Here is a 16,302-nt window from a genome sequence, read left to right on the forward strand (position 1 = left end):
CAGGAGGATGACCGCATTTTTTATTGGTTCAGATTAATTTTTTTATGTGAAAATGGTTAGTTTGAATAGCAAGAATAATGACATGTACACGCACATATGATGAGGGGAAGTCTGTATTAGGGGTGGGGAAAATGGCGAATCCGATTGTTGTCAGGTCGCTGGATGAAATACAGTTTTGGTCAAGAATCATGAAGGAACATGCTTTGTTTTTAAGCCTCGGATTTACTTACGAACAACAGCATTTGATAGCTGAGGCTCAACAATTTATTACTGTCTTTGAACGAATCGAGGAAAAGCTCTCAAGGTTTTCCGTGGACACGGATATACGCCAAGTTCAGGCCTTTAACAATGAGGTTTATCAAGCGGCTGTTGCCATTTGGAGTTATAAAAGAAAGGTGTTGGGGTTAACGCTACGCTGTGAAATCCGGACAAATAATTTCCCTTTATTGGTTGACCATGTTAGCAGAGAGGCTGCTTATTTTGCCAACAGGTTAAAAGAACTTAATGAAGGAAAACTTGCCCCCCAACCTGATAAGATCATTCAAGAAAACCTGTTCTTTTTAAAAATTATGGCCGACCATGCGAAATTCATCGGACATCTCCTGGATCCATCCGAAAGAAAGCTAGTAGATCAAGCAAATGAGTTTAGTCATGATTTTGATCAGTTGGTCTTCCAGGCGGTTGATTTAGACTCTATGCGTCCACAATCAGAAACTGTGCCAATTTTAGATCAATTCCTGGATCAAAACAGAGTTTCAGTCGTCTCACTAAGAGACTTTAAGAAAACCGCCAGAGAATTAATTGAGGCTTGCCGAATTAAAAGCAATATTCATCCTCTCCTGGCAGATCATACATTTAGAGAAGCAGAAAGATTTATAGAAATTATCGATTTGTTTGAGGCTCACCTCACACAAGCAAAGCAATAAAGAACTGCGGGGACGTACCCTGTGCTTCCTTTTTGAAAGCACAAGGTATGTCCCTTTGCTTTTTATGCAAGCGCATTTAATGGACATTTGGGAGGCTGGCGATGGTTGAGATGTCTAATAAAAGGTGTTTAATGGACATTTCGGAAGCTGGTGGTGGTAGAAATGTCTAATAAAAGGTGTTTAATAGACATTTTGGATGCTGTGGGAGCTTTAAATGTCTAATAAAAGGTGTTTAATAGATCTGTTTGCTTATCGGTTTTCAAGATAGGAATATATTGACAACAACTTATATAACCGCTAAACTATTTTAAAATTCCAAATAATAAAAGCGTTGAAGAGAAGAGTAATTAGGCTTGGATATTTCCAGAGAGCTCCTGGCTGCTGAAAGGGAGTAATATTCGGCTTAATGAATAAAGTCTCGGAGCATCTTACCAATCTGATGATAATTCAGGGATCGTAAGACGGGTTCTTCCGATATCAAGATAGGGTATGTAAGTACCTGAAGAGGTTGGTTTGGCGACAAATCAACAAACTGAGGTGGTACCGCGAAGTCAAACTCTCGTCCTCAAGATTCATTTCTTGGGTGGTGAGAGTTTTTTTATTGCATTTTTTCCAGAAATCATTAGAGCGGAGAGGAGAAATAAGATGAAGGAACCTATATTACTAGACATTCCACCCCAATTAGAAACAGAAAGATTAATACTTCGTGCTCCAAATGTAACTGGTGACGGGAGCATCGTTAACCAGGCCATAAGAGATTCATTCAATGAGTTAAAAGCGTGGCTGCCATTTGCCCAAAAGCTGCCTGCAGTCGAGGAAACCGAGATTAACCTGAGGAAAGCACATATTAACTTTTTGAAGAGAGAAAGCTTTCGTTTTCTTATTTTTCATAGAGAGACGAGTGATTTCATTGGAACTGTCAGCCTGCAAGGAATCGATTGGTCTATTCCTAAATGTGAAATAGGATATTGGATTAATAGCATGTATAGCGGCAATGGATATATGACAGAAGCGGTAAAGGCATTAACTAATTTTGGCCTGAATCAAATTAAATTCAAAAGAATTGAAATTAGATGTGAATCTACCAACCTGAAGAGTCGTGCCATTCCTGAAAAACTTGGATTTGAATTAGAAGGCATACTACGGAATGATGATTTATCAGCAGATGGCAGCAGGCTGACCGACACATGCTTTTATTCGATTATTTCATAACTCACAGCTGCATGGATCCAGGAAGGATTCATGCAGCTTTACGTTGAATGTCTTACTGACAGAACGCAGTCAGTGTTAGAAGTGAAAGGTGGAGATTATCATAAGAAAAACTCATGTATTAATTATCTTCGCAACTCTTATTTTGCTCGCAGGATGTAGTGCCGATGGTGGGAAGGTAACAGCAAGAGATGTTCTTAAAAGGAATGAGGACGCGGATGTCTTAAAATACAATGGTTTTATGTACAATAATGTCACCGATCTTGAATGGTTTGAAGAAATGAAGAGTAATATTCAAAAAGGCAAGGAAATTGGTGAAATCAAAAAAGTATCAACTTCCAGTCTGTTTTTTACTGACTTTTCAGCTACAAAGCTACCAAAAGGAACGATTTTGTATGAAACGGGTGATGGTAAAACAGGAATTATTATAGTAGAAACCGAGGATGAAGAAACTTTATATTATATGCAATTGCTTGAAGGGTAGAAATCACTGATTCGGTGGATTTCTGTTTTTGTTAAAGAAATTCATTTGGGAGTTTGAACAGGTCTTTTATATTGAATAATCAGAAAATTGAAACCTTCTTCCTGTACAACCGTAAAACTTAATACAAATAGTCATAAGGAGTGCTGGATACATGGGGTGGAGTTTAGCCGGGAATACAGATTTTAGTGGTCACCAAATCGAAATTGTTGTTATTTTATCAATCTTCATCATAGTCGGAGTTTGGGTGTATTATGATTCAGACAGATACTTTGTCGGGATCAAGAGACATATTTTTTGCCTATTAACAATTATAACTGGTCCATTAGGTCTTATCGTTTATTTAATTCAACGGAAAAAAGAAGGATTGGTTTGATAAAGTTATTGGGGTAAAGTAGCGGCAGGGTACGCTCTATTCTTCAGCATTTGTAAGGCTCATTCAATGTGCCCTAAATAAAACCATGCTAGCAGGTTCATACTGTAGCATGGTTTTATTTAGTTTTAAGCAAAGCTATTTACAAGGATAATGACTGAATGTTACTATTCAACTAATTAGTTGAATAGTTATTTTTTGCTTGGAGGTATTTATTATCGAAGCTCGGGAATTTAAGGATTTCATTTACGGCGAGTTTGCACGGATTGGAAAAGCAATCTCCAGTCCAAAGAGAATTGAACTTTTAGATTTATTGACTCAGGGTCCAAAAACAGTTGAAGCACTGGCTTCAGATACGAAAATGAGCATAGCCAATACATCAAAGCATTTGCAAGCCTTGTTTGACTCTAAACTTGTCGCATACTCAAGGGACAAAAATTATGTGATTTATCGGCTGGCTAGTGAACAAGTATTAATGTTTGTGCTGGCGTTAAGAGGGACGGCTGAGGAGCGGATCTCAGATGTGAAGCTTGTAAGGGAAGGTCATATTTTGAGAGAAAACTCTCTAAATCCTATTTCGTTGGAAGAGTTAGGTGAAAAGTTGAATAAGGATGCTGTCACTTTATTAGACGTAAGGCCATTTGAAGAATATAAGCACGACCATTTACCGAATGCCTTATCAGTACCAATTTCGGAACTTGAAGATCACCTGGAATCATTGCCGAAAGACAAAGAGATTGTTGCATACTGCCGCGGGCCATACTGTGTCTATGCTACTGAAGCAGTAGAGCTTTTAAAATCCAGAGGATATCGAGCTACATTGCTTGATGCAGGAATAAATGAATGGAAACAAATACAGCACTAAAATTATTACACTTTTAACTTCTTCACAAGCTGTTACGATAAAAATAATTTTACAAGCCTGAAGTCTCTTCGGGCTTTCTATTTGGAGGTGATAAGTTTGCAACCTAAAATCGGAATCAAAGAAAACATCGTGCAATTCGTTCTATTGGTCGTGACGAATCTCTTCGTCGGTTCAATGGTCGGGATTGAGCGTACCGTTCTTCCGTTGCTTGGGGAAGAGCAGTTCGGACTGGCATCTGCAAGTGCTGCGTTATCATTCATTATCAGTTTTGGATTTTCTAAAGCCATTGTGAACTATTTCGCAGGACAAATTGCAGATCGTCTTGGACGTAAGAAAGTATTATTGCTCGGCTGGTTTGTTGGTCTTTTCGTACCAATCCTCATCATATTTGCACACGCATGGTGGGTCATCATTGTCGCGAATATCCTGCTAGGGATTAACCAGGGACTGGCATGGTCGATGACGGTGAATATGAAAATCGATATTTCAAAAGCGAACCAACGCGGTACGGCAGTTGGCTTGAATGAGTTTGCAGGCTATTCAGGAGTCGCGATCATGGCGGCTGTTTCTGGTTATATTGCCTCATCCTATTCATTGAGGCCCGAGCCATTTTACATTGGAATAGGTATAGTTATAGTCGGATTAATCCTATCGTTAACCGTCAAGGATACTGGAGAGCATCTGAAGCTTCAAATTAAGAATAGTGGAACCGTCAGTTCCGGAATAACTCGATCGGCAAAAGAAGTATTTGCGTTGACAACCTGGAAAAATAAGAACCTTTCAACCATTAGTTTTGCCGGTTTATCAACGAATCTTAAGGATGGAATGGCCTGGGGGCTTTTCCCCATCTACTTCGCAACCGCCGGATTATCCGTAGGGCAAATAGGAACAATTGTAGCGGTATATCCAGCAGCCTGGGGGATTTTTCAGCTGTTCACGGGAACATTAAGCGATAAGATTGGCAGAAAAGTTCTGATCACTTATGGCATGTGGACACAAGCCGCTGCACTGTGGTTCATACTCGCTGCAAATCAATATTCACTATGGATTATAGGGGCTCTTTTGTTGGGCCTCGGAACTGCAATGGTTTATCCAACTTTGCAAGCTGCCATCAGTGATGTGGCCGAACCAGACTGGAGAGCTTCCTCAATGGGAGTATACCGCTTCTGGAGAGATAGTGGTTATGCCTTCGGTGCATTAATGGCAGGAATCATTGCCGATCAACTAGGTGTCAACTGGGCAATCGGTTTAGTTGCATTACTTCCATTTATAGCAGGAGTACTTTCAAAAGTGCGGTTGAAAGAAACGATCAAAACTTGATTAGAGCGGTGCATCACCTTATATGGGGTGGTGCATTTTTTTATTGAGTCAATTAACAAGGAATTTCTGCCAATATTGTAGAACTATTGTTATATAAGATCTTTGAGAAATTAGATTAATAGACATAGCAAATGAAGCTTTTTCAAACAGATCATATTAGTGGTAAAGTGGTTATTTTTAGTTAGGAGATGAACAAAGAATGAAGTGGAAATTAAGAATACCAATGATGCTTTTTATTTTCGGATTGGTTTCGGGGATTTATCAGTATTACCCTAATATAATGATCTCCCAAGAAAATTACCTGCTAAATAGTATCCAGTTCCTTGCTTCAATAGGAATTCCAATCTATATTCTTGAAAAAACACAAATTAATGAGAAGCAAGTAAACTTCTTATTTGGTATTTTGTTAATATCTTCAGGGGTTCTAATTGATTATTTAATGGTTTAAGTTGAAATGAAGCTGGAGGTAAGTAAATGCCAAAAGAATTAATTAGGTTTATAGTAATCGGAGCCTTCATTGGATATTTTATAGGAATGTTTTCAGAACAGCCCGGTATAGGTGCTTTATTAGGAGCAATACTGGCGGTACTAATAGCTATCTATAATCAAATCAGGAATAAAGAAAATTAAACAAGTATTGTTCGATCCGTCTTATTCTCTCAACATGAATATCTAATCGACAGACCGGTTGATGTTTATACGTCATTCGGTCTTTTTCTGATACAAACAAAGAAAAATATTAAAAATTATATTTTTCATCTTTAGCTAGTAGTCAAAAATTGAGTATAATTAAAATACTATAATGAGTATATCGGAGAATCTATTGAAAGATGGGTGGATTCGCAACTCCAAAAGGACTAAGGCCAGGAAAAGCAACGTCAGCCGGTTACCGCTCCAGCTAAATGAGGCTAACTGGATGATTAATTGCTCTCATTTCACTTAAAGGAGAAGACATATTGGGGAAATTAGCATCTCTGCAGGACTTTAAAAGGACTGTCTATCTTTGTATGATCATTCCCAGTCTTCTGGCTATGATCTCTTATATCTTTTTTGTGTACAACCATTCAGGGCATCGGAAATATTTAGTATTAACAGTAGTACTGACTTGCTGGTTTACAATCAGTTTAATACTGTTATATCGTAAAAAGCACATGCGTATTGTTGAGTATGGAACATTAATAATCATTTCTATCATGCATATAGGAACAGTATACGATGGCTTTTTTAATTATATTGCCATGGACAAAGCTGGTGCATTTGGAGTTACAGTCATGTGGGTGCCTGCTGTGATTCTCAGCTTTTTTCTAATTCTCGGAGCACGACGAGGGCTTGTCTTTTCCTTAGCTGTTTTTTTGGTTATCTTTATTATGGGTATAGTGAATTTCCCTAAAATGTCTGAGGATTACTTAATCTCGGTAATTCAATTTTATGTAGCATATCTTTTCTACATCCTGATTATTTACTTTTCCCAGTTTTTAATTAAACTTTTTTCAGACTTTGAAGATATGAAAGAGAATGCTTTGACAGATTCATTGACTGGAATTGCCAACCGACATCAAATCGACATATGGCTGGAAGAAAAAGTTTCGGGCACAACTGAAGTACCCATATCTTTATTGTTTTTCGATATTGATCATTTTAAGACAGTTAATGATACCTACGGGCATAAAGTTGGGGATTCCGTACTTAAGGAAGTAGCCGGAGTTGTTAAAGAAAATCTGACACCAAATGAACAATTTGGCCGCTGGGGAGGGGAAGAGTTTATTATTATCTCCCCCCAATACGGAAAAAGCGCACTGAAGCTTGCTGAAGAACTGCGCATAAAAATAAATGAATACCACTTTAAAACAGCTGGAAGACAGACAGTAAGTTTCGGTGTGACTGAGTTTAGAGCAGGTGAATCAGTTGATTTATTAATAAGCCGAGCGGACAAAGGATTGTATCACTCGAAACATGAAGGGCGAAACAGAGTTACAATTATTTAGCCATTTTTCATGTTGCTTTCCCAGGGTAAAACCCAGCATCAGGGTTATGCGAAAATACCCATTGTTTAAAAGGTGGCCAAAGGAAAGGTTCTGTTTCGCAGTGCAAACTAAATGACATTAAAAAAGGGGTATCAAATCGCAATGATTTGGTATCCCTTTTTTACTATGGTGTCCTGCGTTTTCTATTAAAATTAACGTATGAATCGCACCTTAAATATCTCCCCCTATTGGTAGGATTCCAAAGAGTGAAAGTTATTAAAAAGGAATTTCATTTCCAAATGTAGAATAGACAATATGATGGTTCACTAATAAGAAGGAAATGGTCTATTCATTATGAAGACTTAACAACAAAGGGGGACCATTCTTGATTTATGTAATCAGACATGGGCAAACAGACTTGAACAAAGAACGTAAAATGCAAGGCAGATTGGGTTTGCCATTAAATAAGCATGGAATAGAAGAAGCCAAAGCATTAAGAGATAGATTGCAAAACATAAAATTCGATATTGTATTTTCTTCCCCTCAGGATCGAGCAGTTCAAACAGCAGAGATTGTTACCGGCCAAAAAGCTGATAAAGATGATCGACTGGATGTTTTTGATTTAGGAGAAGCTGACAGGTTAAGTGTTAACGAGGTAAAGATGGCTGGACCAATACCCGATCCTTCAGTATATAAAGGTGTTGAAAATCCAAACGATTTTGTTAAAAGAGTGTTCAGTTTTATGAATGAACTTGAAAGTCAGCACGGAAATAGAGAACTAAATATTCTTATTGCTGGTCACAGATGCACAACAGGCTGTATTGGAGCTTATTTTGCAGGAATACCAACGGATGGGAATATTTTAAGTTTTTCATCAGATACGGGCGATTATAAAACTTATGAATTTAAGAGGTCTGAAATAATGCATAGGGGTTAATTTTTTTACTATGAAAACTAAGAGGAATAATAGATGGCAAACTTAAATGAAGTAATACATATTCTTAGTAAAAATAGTTTAATAACGAGCAATGAGCTTGAATTCAAAGCTTTAAAAAGTGGAACAACCAGTGGTGTTTTATATACTCTATTTGTTAAAAATACACCAACTTATGTTTTAAAAATTGATCATCCATCTATTATAAACTCTACTAAAGAATTTCTTCTTGCTTATCAAGATGTACAGTTACTGCCAAATGTACATTATATTAATGATCAACAAGAATTTCTCGTCTACTCTTATATTTCAGGAGAAACGCACTTCAATCGTGGTTTAAAACTGAAATGGATGACGCGTTTAATAAAGGAGCTATTCAATCAATACCAAAAGGTAGACCAGGATATTCCCTGGGGCAGAGTAAATGGGCAAAAAAGAAAGTCCTGGTCAGAATTTAACCAGATTAGTTTTGAATCTACAAAAGCTAATATAGGCGATCTTCTTTCAAGTGAGGATCATAAAAGAATGGCATCGCTGGTTTGTGCCTTAAGTGAATATCATATTCGAGAAGAAAAGTATTATCTTCATGGTGATACTGGGGTACATAATTTTGTCTACTCTGATAATGAGTTAAGAGGAGTTATAGATCCGTCGCCTTTAATCGGTCCAAGAATATATGATTTTACTTATGCCTTCTGCTCTTCTCCTGATCATTTGGATTTTAGTACATTAATGGCCGTTTTTTCGTTATGGGATGGTAATGATTGCTTTAGTAATGAGAGGCTGTTGGGTGAAGTTCTTTTCCAATTATATACACGCATTGGGGTTTGCGTTAAAGTTCATCCTCACGACCTTAACGAATATATAGATGCCTGGAGAGAGTGGAGAGAGTACCTGCCATCTATATGAAGACGGTTTAACAATCAGGTTGAAAACTAATGAGGATATATTTATATACATTAGAGTAACGATCGGAAGAAGTCTTCTTATTTTAGAAGACTTCTTTTTTGAGAATCTACTAGAAAATCGATTGATTAGTTATGGATACAACCAAAAGACCAATTTAACTTGATTTGTAATTAGATAATTATAGTTTTAAGTGGGAAATTTATCTTTATTTTGCCTTTACTTTGCAATAGTTTTGTATTTTAATTGTTATATAGTTTAGAATATTATTATTTTTCTAAAAATTGAAGGGGGCTATGAGAATGAGAAAGCATTTTAGAAGATTTGCTCAGTTTACAGCTTTATCAAGTCTGGTTTTGCTGTCGGCTTGTGGGGGTGCCCAATCTTCTGGGGAAAAGGAGGAAAAGGGGGCAGCAGGAAAAGTAACAGCTGATATTGGAGTCATTTCTTATATCAGCGGACCGGGAGCGGCGTATGGTGAAGCGATTACCAACGGACTCAAGCTAGCAAACGAAGAAATCAATAAAGAGGGAGAAGTAGAAATCAACCTTGTCATTGAGGATTCGGCAGGCAAGCAGGATCAAGCATTAACCGCTGCGCAGAAATTGATGAATTCCAAAAATGTCACGGCTATTATCGGACCGACTCTAAGTACAGAGATGAACGTAGTTGGTCCTGAAGCGGATCTAAACGGGGTGCCAATTATGGGAACATCTACTACTGCTGAAGGGATTCCGCAAATCGGTGAATATGTATTCCGAAACTCGCTTCCTGAAGCATTGGCTATTCCAGCATCGATCGATAAAGCGATTGAAAAATATGACGCAAAAAAAGTAGCAATCTTATATGGAAATGATGATGTGTTTACGAAGTCAGGATTCGATACTATGAAAAAAGCCGCTGAAGAGAAGGGGCTCGAAATCTTAACCATTGAGACCTTCCAAAAAGGCCAATCTGACTATAATGCACAATTAACGAAGATCAAAGGTCTCAAACCTGATTTGATTCTGGCTTCAGCTCTTTATAATGAAGGTGCAGTCATTATGGACCAAGCACGCAAATTGGGGATCGATGTTCCGTTTGTCGGCGGTAATGGCTTCAACTCTCCTGAAGTGATCAAAATTGCCGGTGATGCTGCCAACGGCTTGATTGTGGCAACTCCTTGGTATGGTGATAAAGACGATCAGAAAGTCCAGGACTTCGTGAAAAAGTATGAAGAAAAATACGGCAAAAAGCCTGACCAATTTGCTGCACAGGCGTATGACGCTCTCTATATCATGGCTGAAGCGTTAAAGAATGCCGGAGATGCAGACCGGGATGCGGTTCGAGACGCATTAGCGGAAACTAAAGATTTTCAGGGAATCCTTGGCAGCTTCTCCTTTGATAAGGACGGAGATGTTGTAATGGAGCCTACTGTTCTTATAATTGACGAAGGCAAATTCAAGGTGTTTGAATAGGTCAGACCCGCGATCCATCAGCGGAATACTCCGCTGATGGAAATTTCTTTTAAATAAGGCTCTTTTCTCGTACTTTGTTGCTATTGACTACAAAACAGGATTGAATGACCTATATTTCTTTACAAAATTAAAGCTTTATTCTGAGAAAAGAGCTTGCACACTTAATACCGAACTACAAAATGGCTTTTATCACGTTAAAATCGGCTTTAGGATTGTAACAACAATTTTTACGAAAAAAGCCTTAAATAAAGAATCAGAAGGTGAGATGCCATGTTAATCGAACAGTTAATCAACGGAATAACCCTGGGCAGCATATATGCCATTGTGGCACTAGGCTTTACACTCGTTTTCGGGGTGCTGGGCATCATAAATATGGCCCATGGTGAAATATTTATGTTTGGAGCTTTCATTGGTGTTATTGTAACTTCCACTTTCAAAGGACCTCTATGGCTTGCTTTCGCAGCAGCTGTTTTGGTGACTGGGATTATGGGTTATTTGCTGGAGCGCTTTGCGCTAAGGCCGCTCAGAAATAAACAGGGAGTTTCACACCTTGCCCCTTTAATCAGTACCATTGGTGTTTCCATCCTGCTTGAAAACTTATCCCATCATTTATTTGGGGCAGGAAACCATCCGTTCAATAATACATTTGCGGAAATCAGCTTCCAAATAGGATCCATTACTGTGTATCTGGTGCAAATTGTCATTTTTATGATTTCTGTTATTTTAATGTATACACTCTCTTATTGGCTGGGAAAAACAAAAGCCGGCAAAGCACTAAGGGCAACTGCCGAGAACCTTGAAACGGCCAGTCTTCTAGGAGTCGATACGAAAAAGACCATCACCATGACTGTGATTATCGCTTCCGCAATGGGGGGAATTGCAGGAATCCTTGTCGGAATGGCATTTAACTCAGTCACCCCTCAAATGGGCTTGTCTATTGGCTTAAAGGGGCTAGCAATAATCATTCTCGGTGGTATGGGGAATGTCAAGGGTGCGATGGCAGGCGGCCTGATCCTAGGATTGGCGGAAACCTTCATTGTGGTGTATGGCAACTCGGGCTACCGGGATGCGATTGCGTTTGTAGCAATTATTGTCATTCTCCTTGTTAGGCCACAAGGATTATTCGGCCAAAAAATTTCGGCATAAGAAGGTGAAAAAATGCTTGGAGAACTTATCAATCCGTACTATTTACAGGTCGCTTCATTTATTTTAATCAATGTCATACTTGGTATAAGTATTTATATAACACTTTCTACCGGCCAGCTTTCACTTGCAAATGCAGGGTTCATGGGAATAGGTGCTTATACTTCGGCGCTTCTGACGCTAAACTTCGATTTTCCAATCCTGATTGGAATTTTAGCAGGGTCACTTATGGCTGGATTGTTCGGCATTATGATCGGCATTCCGACTCTGAGACTACAGGGGGTTTATTTGGCCATTGTGACTCTTGGATTTGGGGAAGTCCTCCGTGTTGTTTTAGTAAACTGGGAGTCTTTGACTAAGGGATCCATTGGTTTGTCTGGCATCCCCCATCTTGGCCGTGAAATCCTTAGGGATTTTAAGGAGTTTGGTTTCGACCCGAGGGTTATGGGATTGCAAAATAACCAATTTATTTTCCTTATGGTTTTTCTGCTCTTATTGATTATTGTAATTGGGGTTATATGGTTTTTCAGAAGACAATCCCGCTCTCGGGTTGGTCGGGCGTTTGCTGCCATCAAACTGGATGAAAAGGCAGCTGAATCTATGGGCATCAACATCACTTACTATAAAGTGCTTGCTTTTACACAGGGAGCTTTGCTTTCCGGATTTGCCGGAGCCTTGTATGCCCACGTTCTTGCCTATATTAGTCCGGCTGATTTTGCTTACCACAGGGCAGTTGAGATTTTGATTTTTGCTGTGTTCGGTGGCAGCGAGGTCATTTGGGGGCCGGTATTTGGAGCATTATTCTTAACCGTAATGCCTGAGGTCCTTCGCTTTATCAGTGAGTATCGTTATATGATTTACGGTTTGATTATCCTCGTGATGATGGCAGTCCGTCCTCAGGGACTCATTGACGTTCATCTTTTAAACTGGATGAAGTTGAAAACGAAGAAAAGGGGGAAAGAGCATGGTACTGCAAATCAAAAAAGTGCATAAAAATTTTGGCGGAATCAGCGCAGTTTCCGATGTCTCCTTTTCAATCAACAAAGGTGAAATCTTCGGGTTGATCGGTCCGAACGGAGCAGGAAAAACGACGATGTTCAATTTAGTTACCTCCATGTTCCCGCTTACTTCAGGGGAGATTGTTTTTAACGGAGAAAATATCAGCGGAGTCAAGCCGCACCTTATCACAAAAAAGGGGATATGCCGTACGTTTCAAAATATTCGCCTGTTCCCTCAGATGACAGCTCAGGAAAACGTCATGGTAGGGGAGCATTGTCGGAGCAAGTCGGGCGTTTTCAGCAGTGTCTTCAGAACAAAAACACAACGCCAGGAAGAGGATAACATTCGGAGAAGAGCGAATGAATTGCTCGACTTTGTCGGCCTTACTGGATATGCCGAGAATATAGCAGACAGCCTGGCTTACGGACAGCAAAGAAGGCTGGAAATTGCCAGAGCGCTGGCAAGTGATCCGCAATTGCTGCTGCTTGATGAACCGGCAGCTGGGATGAACGAAACAGAAACAAGCAGTTTGTTTGAGCTGATAAAAAAAATTCAGGCTAAAGGGGTTACTGTCCTGTTGATTGAACACGATATGCCGCTGGTGATGAATTTGTGTGACAGGATTGCGGTGCTTAACTTTGGCAGGAAAATTGCGGAGGGCAGTCCTGCTGAGATACAGAATAACCCTGATGTCATCGAGGCATACCTCGGCAGTGAGGAGGATGAACTATATGCTTAAGGTTCAGGGAATTTCTACTTCCTATGGAAAAATCAATGTGCTAAAAAATATTAGTCTTGAGGTTGAGGAAGGGAGTATTGTAACCATTCTCGGAGCAAATGGTGCAGGAAAATCCACCACAATGAAAACGATTTGTGGCCTTTTAAAGCCGCAAGAGGGAAAGGTTGAATTTTTTGGAGAGGATGTAACAGGAAGGCGGCCGGATCAGCTGGTACGAAAAGGAATCGCACTTGTGCCTGAAGGAAGGCAAATTCTTTCCGGTATGACCGTGCTTGAAAATCTTGAAATGGGAGCCTATCATCGAAAGGATAATGAAATTAAGCAGGATATTGAAAAAGTGATGGAGAGATTCCCGATTCTTAAGGAAAGGCATCAGCAATTGGGAGGGACTCTCTCTGGAGGACAACAGCAAATGCTTGCCATCGCAAGGGCGCTCTTGAGCAGGCCGAAGCTTTTATTGCTTGATGAACCTTCAATGGGCCTTGCACCACTTGTTGTAGCCGACATTTTCAAAATCATCAAGGAGATCAACGAAGCAGGGACAACCGTACTCCTAGTGGAGCAAAATGCTAGACAGGCTCTCCGTGTATCTGACTATGGATATGTACTTGAAACAGGAAAAATTATCGCAGAAGGAAAATCCAATGATCTTTTGACCGACCCAAGAATCATGGAGGCATACCTAGGGCGGAAATCAAGTTAACCGAACTTTGGTGCTAATCACAGATTGTGGTTTATTAAAAATGTTGTATAAATGCCCAAACCCTTGCTGTATATGGGTTTGGGCATTTTTAAATCATACCATATTTTGTTTTTAGAAGGATTAATGCCTTTTTTGTTGAATTCTAATTAATGGAAAAAACAATGCACGACATGAACCTTTCATCTTTTGAAGTTAACGAAGATGTCTATAAGGTTGTTTTGGATAAAGATACATCACACAGGTTTCCTATTCCATAGGAAAAAATCATATTTTCAGCTGCCTTTAAGGTGGCTTTTGGTATCTTTTAATTAACAAGATTTACTGATTTAAAAAATAGAGAGTCCAATTAATAAAAAAGTGGGGAATTTTATTGTTACATCGAGTGATTAAGCAATTTGGACTGCGGGAAGATTCTCTAACCGAGGTAGAAAATTCACACAGTTCTACTGTCTATAAATGTACCTTGTCTAAAGGTGAAAATATCTTTTTGAAAATCCCTTATACAAAATTAAAGTTTCAGCGTGAGTTGGAAGCCTATGAAATATTAAAAGGTAGAGTTTCTATTCCTGAAATGTTGGATTATTGGTCTGGTGATGATGAGTGTCCGGGCGCTTTTTTATTATCTGAATTAAAAGGAAAACCGTTAACAACTGTGGTTTCGCCAACCGTCGCGTTTCAGGTTGGGGTTCTTCAAGCTCAGATGCACACAATTGGCCCGCCTACAAATCGAAAGTTATCTGGCATACAAAATGAATTTGCGAACTGGTCTAATTTTGTTGAGCAGCAATTTTATAGTTTTGCTGAGGACGTAAAGAATGTTTTGGATCCACATTTATATATTCACGCGATTGAAAAATACGAGCAAATGAAGCACAAGCTGCCATCACCAGATGGACCAAGTTTTGTGCATATGGATTTTCGCCCTGCCAATATAATCGTTGACGGTGATCAAGTTTCAGGAATGATTGATTTTGAGAGTGTGCGCTTTGGTTCAACAGAAGTTGATTTTACCAAACTGTATCGTGATTTTTTATCTTTCGATATTACCCTCTATAAGGCCTTTAAAGAAGGTTATAACAGTATCAGGCCACTGATCGTTTTAGAAACTGTCCTGCCTTTTTATCAATTTACGGATGCTTTTAACAGTATTGGTTGGTGTAAACGTCGGGGCATTAAGAAAAACGCAGTATTTCTGGAAGAAAATTTAGCAAGATTAAAAGAATTTATGGAACAACAGAACTGAATAAAGAATTCAGGCGGGGAGAAGAGAAATGAATACAACTCAATTGCCAAAAGTTCATTTAAGAGATTTGACTATAGATGATGCAGAGGACAGATACCAATGGTGTCTTGATAAAGAAGTAACGAAGCATTTAAATATGCCAGCTAAATATCCTCCCTTCAGTAGAGAGGAGACTCAGGCCTGGATTAAGATGTGTATAGATAAGACAAATGGATATGAACAAAAAGCGATCATCACTGAAGAAGGTAAACACATTGGTTGGATTGATTTTAAAAATATCGATAAGTTAAACAAGCACGCAGAATTAGGAATAGCAATTGGAGATAAAAGCTGCTGGGGTAAAGGATACGGATTATCCGCGATGAACGAAATGCTTATTTGGGGATTTACACAACTAGAGCTAAACAAGATATGGCTTCGAGTAGAGATTGATAATGAAAATGCGATTAAATCCTATAAGAATATGGGATACGTAGAAGAAGGTATATTGCGACAAGACAGACTGAGAAACGGTGAATTTGTTGATCGGTTAAGGATGAGTATTCTTAAAGACGAGTTTTTCAACTAAATGGTGCAAGGCTCAAAATATCTTTAACTAAAGGGAAAATAACTCCTTAAAAATAAGGGGGTCTCAAATTGAATGTAATAAAATGGGTAGTCATCTCTATCGCAATAGTAATTGTAAACTGGTTTGCTATTGATTTGATTAGATATGGAGATTATGACGGGAAGAAACAAATAGATGAAATCAATGGAGATACATTAGTGCTGGTTGAACTTAAAATTTTGCCAGATGCTTCATATATGCCTTTAGAAGTGAAAATTACAGATGAAACCCTAATAACAGGTGTAGGTCCTCAAACCCTCTTTATAGAAAACATAGATGATTTAAAACAGGGTCAAAAAGTAAGAGTATGGTATTACACAAACTCTGATAATGAAAATATAGCTAAAAAAGTGGTAATTTATGACTTGTTTTGATTTCAATGAACGGTACCCATTTATAAATTGAGATTTTACTTTAATAATCAATTCCGGGT

The 16,302-nt window shown here is 38.8% G+C and carries 19 protein-coding genes and 1 other annotated feature; all 19 genes read left to right on the forward strand.

What is annotated here, in order from left to right:
• Positions 1–131 precede the first annotated feature (131 nt).
• The 19 genes from AC0VX7_RS11455 to AC0VX7_RS11545 all read left to right on the forward strand — a co-directional run bounded on the left by AC0VX7_RS11455 (position 132) and on the right by AC0VX7_RS11545 (position 16,243).
• Entirely contained in the window at positions 132–926 is a 795-nt protein-coding gene (locus tag AC0VX7_RS11455; protein WP_475427937.1) for a DUF2935 domain-containing protein, read from the forward strand.
• Between the two features lie 322 nt (positions 927–1,248).
• Positions 1,249–1,496, forward strand: a binding site (T-box leader).
• 75 nt (positions 1,497–1,571) lie between these two features.
• Complete coding sequence (locus AC0VX7_RS11460; protein WP_475427938.1) at positions 1,572–2,138, forward strand: GNAT family N-acetyltransferase; 567 nt, start codon at positions 1,572–1,574, stop codon at positions 2,136–2,138.
• A gap of 88 nt (positions 2,139–2,226) precedes the next feature.
• The gene (locus AC0VX7_RS11465; RefSeq protein ID WP_475427939.1) at positions 2,227–2,619 is read left to right on the forward strand and encodes a hypothetical protein; all 393 of its coding nucleotides are present in this window, start codon (positions 2,227–2,229) and stop codon (positions 2,617–2,619) included.
• Between the two features lie 151 nt (positions 2,620–2,770).
• Positions 2,771–2,992, forward strand: coding sequence for a hypothetical protein (locus AC0VX7_RS11470; protein WP_475427940.1), 222 nt, complete (start codon positions 2,771–2,773; stop codon positions 2,990–2,992).
• Positions 2,993–3,191: 199 nt separating this feature from the next.
• On the forward strand, positions 3,192–3,854 hold the full coding sequence (locus AC0VX7_RS11475; RefSeq protein ID WP_475427941.1) for an ArsR/SmtB family transcription factor: 663 nt from the start codon (positions 3,192–3,194) through the stop codon (positions 3,852–3,854).
• A 96-nt stretch (positions 3,855–3,950) separates the two neighbouring features.
• Complete coding sequence (locus tag AC0VX7_RS11480; RefSeq protein ID WP_475427942.1) at positions 3,951–5,174, forward strand: MFS transporter; 1,224 nt, start codon at positions 3,951–3,953, stop codon at positions 5,172–5,174.
• Positions 5,175–5,373: 199 nt separating this feature from the next.
• Complete coding sequence (locus AC0VX7_RS11485; RefSeq protein WP_475427943.1) at positions 5,374–5,622, forward strand: hypothetical protein; 249 nt, start codon at positions 5,374–5,376, stop codon at positions 5,620–5,622.
• Between the two features lie 26 nt (positions 5,623–5,648).
• Entirely contained in the window at positions 5,649–5,804 is a 156-nt protein-coding gene (locus tag AC0VX7_RS11490; protein WP_475427944.1) for a hypothetical protein, read from the forward strand.
• A gap of 326 nt (positions 5,805–6,130) precedes the next feature.
• Positions 6,131–7,159: a GGDEF domain-containing protein gene (locus tag AC0VX7_RS11495; protein ID WP_475427945.1), complete on the forward strand. Its 1,029-nt coding sequence runs from the start codon at positions 6,131–6,133 to the stop codon at positions 7,157–7,159.
• Between the two features lie 364 nt (positions 7,160–7,523).
• Positions 7,524–8,075 (forward strand): histidine phosphatase family protein, encoded by a 552-nt coding sequence (locus tag AC0VX7_RS11500; protein ID WP_475427946.1) that lies wholly within the window; start codon positions 7,524–7,526, stop codon positions 8,073–8,075.
• A 33-nt stretch (positions 8,076–8,108) separates the two neighbouring features.
• Positions 8,109–8,981, forward strand: a complete 873-nt coding sequence (locus AC0VX7_RS11505) for a phosphotransferase (RefSeq protein ID WP_475427947.1) — start codon at positions 8,109–8,111, stop codon at positions 8,979–8,981.
• Between the two features lie 299 nt (positions 8,982–9,280).
• Positions 9,281–10,435: an ABC transporter substrate-binding protein gene (locus tag AC0VX7_RS11510; protein ID WP_475427948.1), complete on the forward strand. Its 1,155-nt coding sequence runs from the start codon at positions 9,281–9,283 to the stop codon at positions 10,433–10,435.
• A 270-nt stretch (positions 10,436–10,705) separates the two neighbouring features.
• Entirely contained in the window at positions 10,706–11,581 is an 876-nt protein-coding gene (locus tag AC0VX7_RS11515) for a branched-chain amino acid ABC transporter permease (RefSeq protein WP_415798804.1), read from the forward strand.
• Positions 11,582–11,593: 12 nt separating this feature from the next.
• On the forward strand, positions 11,594–12,571 hold the full coding sequence (locus AC0VX7_RS11520) for a branched-chain amino acid ABC transporter permease (protein WP_475427949.1): 978 nt from the start codon (positions 11,594–11,596) through the stop codon (positions 12,569–12,571).
• On the forward strand, positions 12,543–13,316 hold the full coding sequence (locus AC0VX7_RS11525; RefSeq protein ID WP_475427950.1) for an ABC transporter ATP-binding protein: 774 nt from the start codon (positions 12,543–12,545) through the stop codon (positions 13,314–13,316). Before AC0VX7_RS11520 ends, AC0VX7_RS11525 begins: the two co-directional genes overlap by 29 nt.
• Positions 13,309–14,019: an ABC transporter ATP-binding protein gene (locus AC0VX7_RS11530; protein WP_475427951.1), complete on the forward strand. Its 711-nt coding sequence runs from the start codon at positions 13,309–13,311 to the stop codon at positions 14,017–14,019. The genes AC0VX7_RS11525 and AC0VX7_RS11530 overlap by 8 nt, the downstream gene beginning before the upstream one ends.
• Before the next feature lie 370 nt (positions 14,020–14,389).
• Positions 14,390–15,262: a phosphotransferase family protein gene (locus tag AC0VX7_RS11535; RefSeq protein ID WP_475427952.1), complete on the forward strand. Its 873-nt coding sequence runs from the start codon at positions 14,390–14,392 to the stop codon at positions 15,260–15,262.
• Between the two features lie 28 nt (positions 15,263–15,290).
• Positions 15,291–15,830 (forward strand): GNAT family N-acetyltransferase, encoded by a 540-nt coding sequence (locus tag AC0VX7_RS11540; protein WP_475427953.1) that lies wholly within the window; start codon positions 15,291–15,293, stop codon positions 15,828–15,830.
• A gap of 68 nt (positions 15,831–15,898) precedes the next feature.
• Positions 15,899–16,243 carry a hypothetical protein gene (locus AC0VX7_RS11545; protein ID WP_475427954.1) on the forward strand — a complete coding sequence of 115 codons (345 nt, stop codon included), beginning with the start codon at positions 15,899–15,901 and terminating at the stop codon, positions 16,241–16,243.
• Positions 16,244–16,302 lie beyond the last annotated feature (59 nt).

It is taken from the genome of Mesobacillus sp. QJM3NY_10 (genome assembly GCF_056173465.1).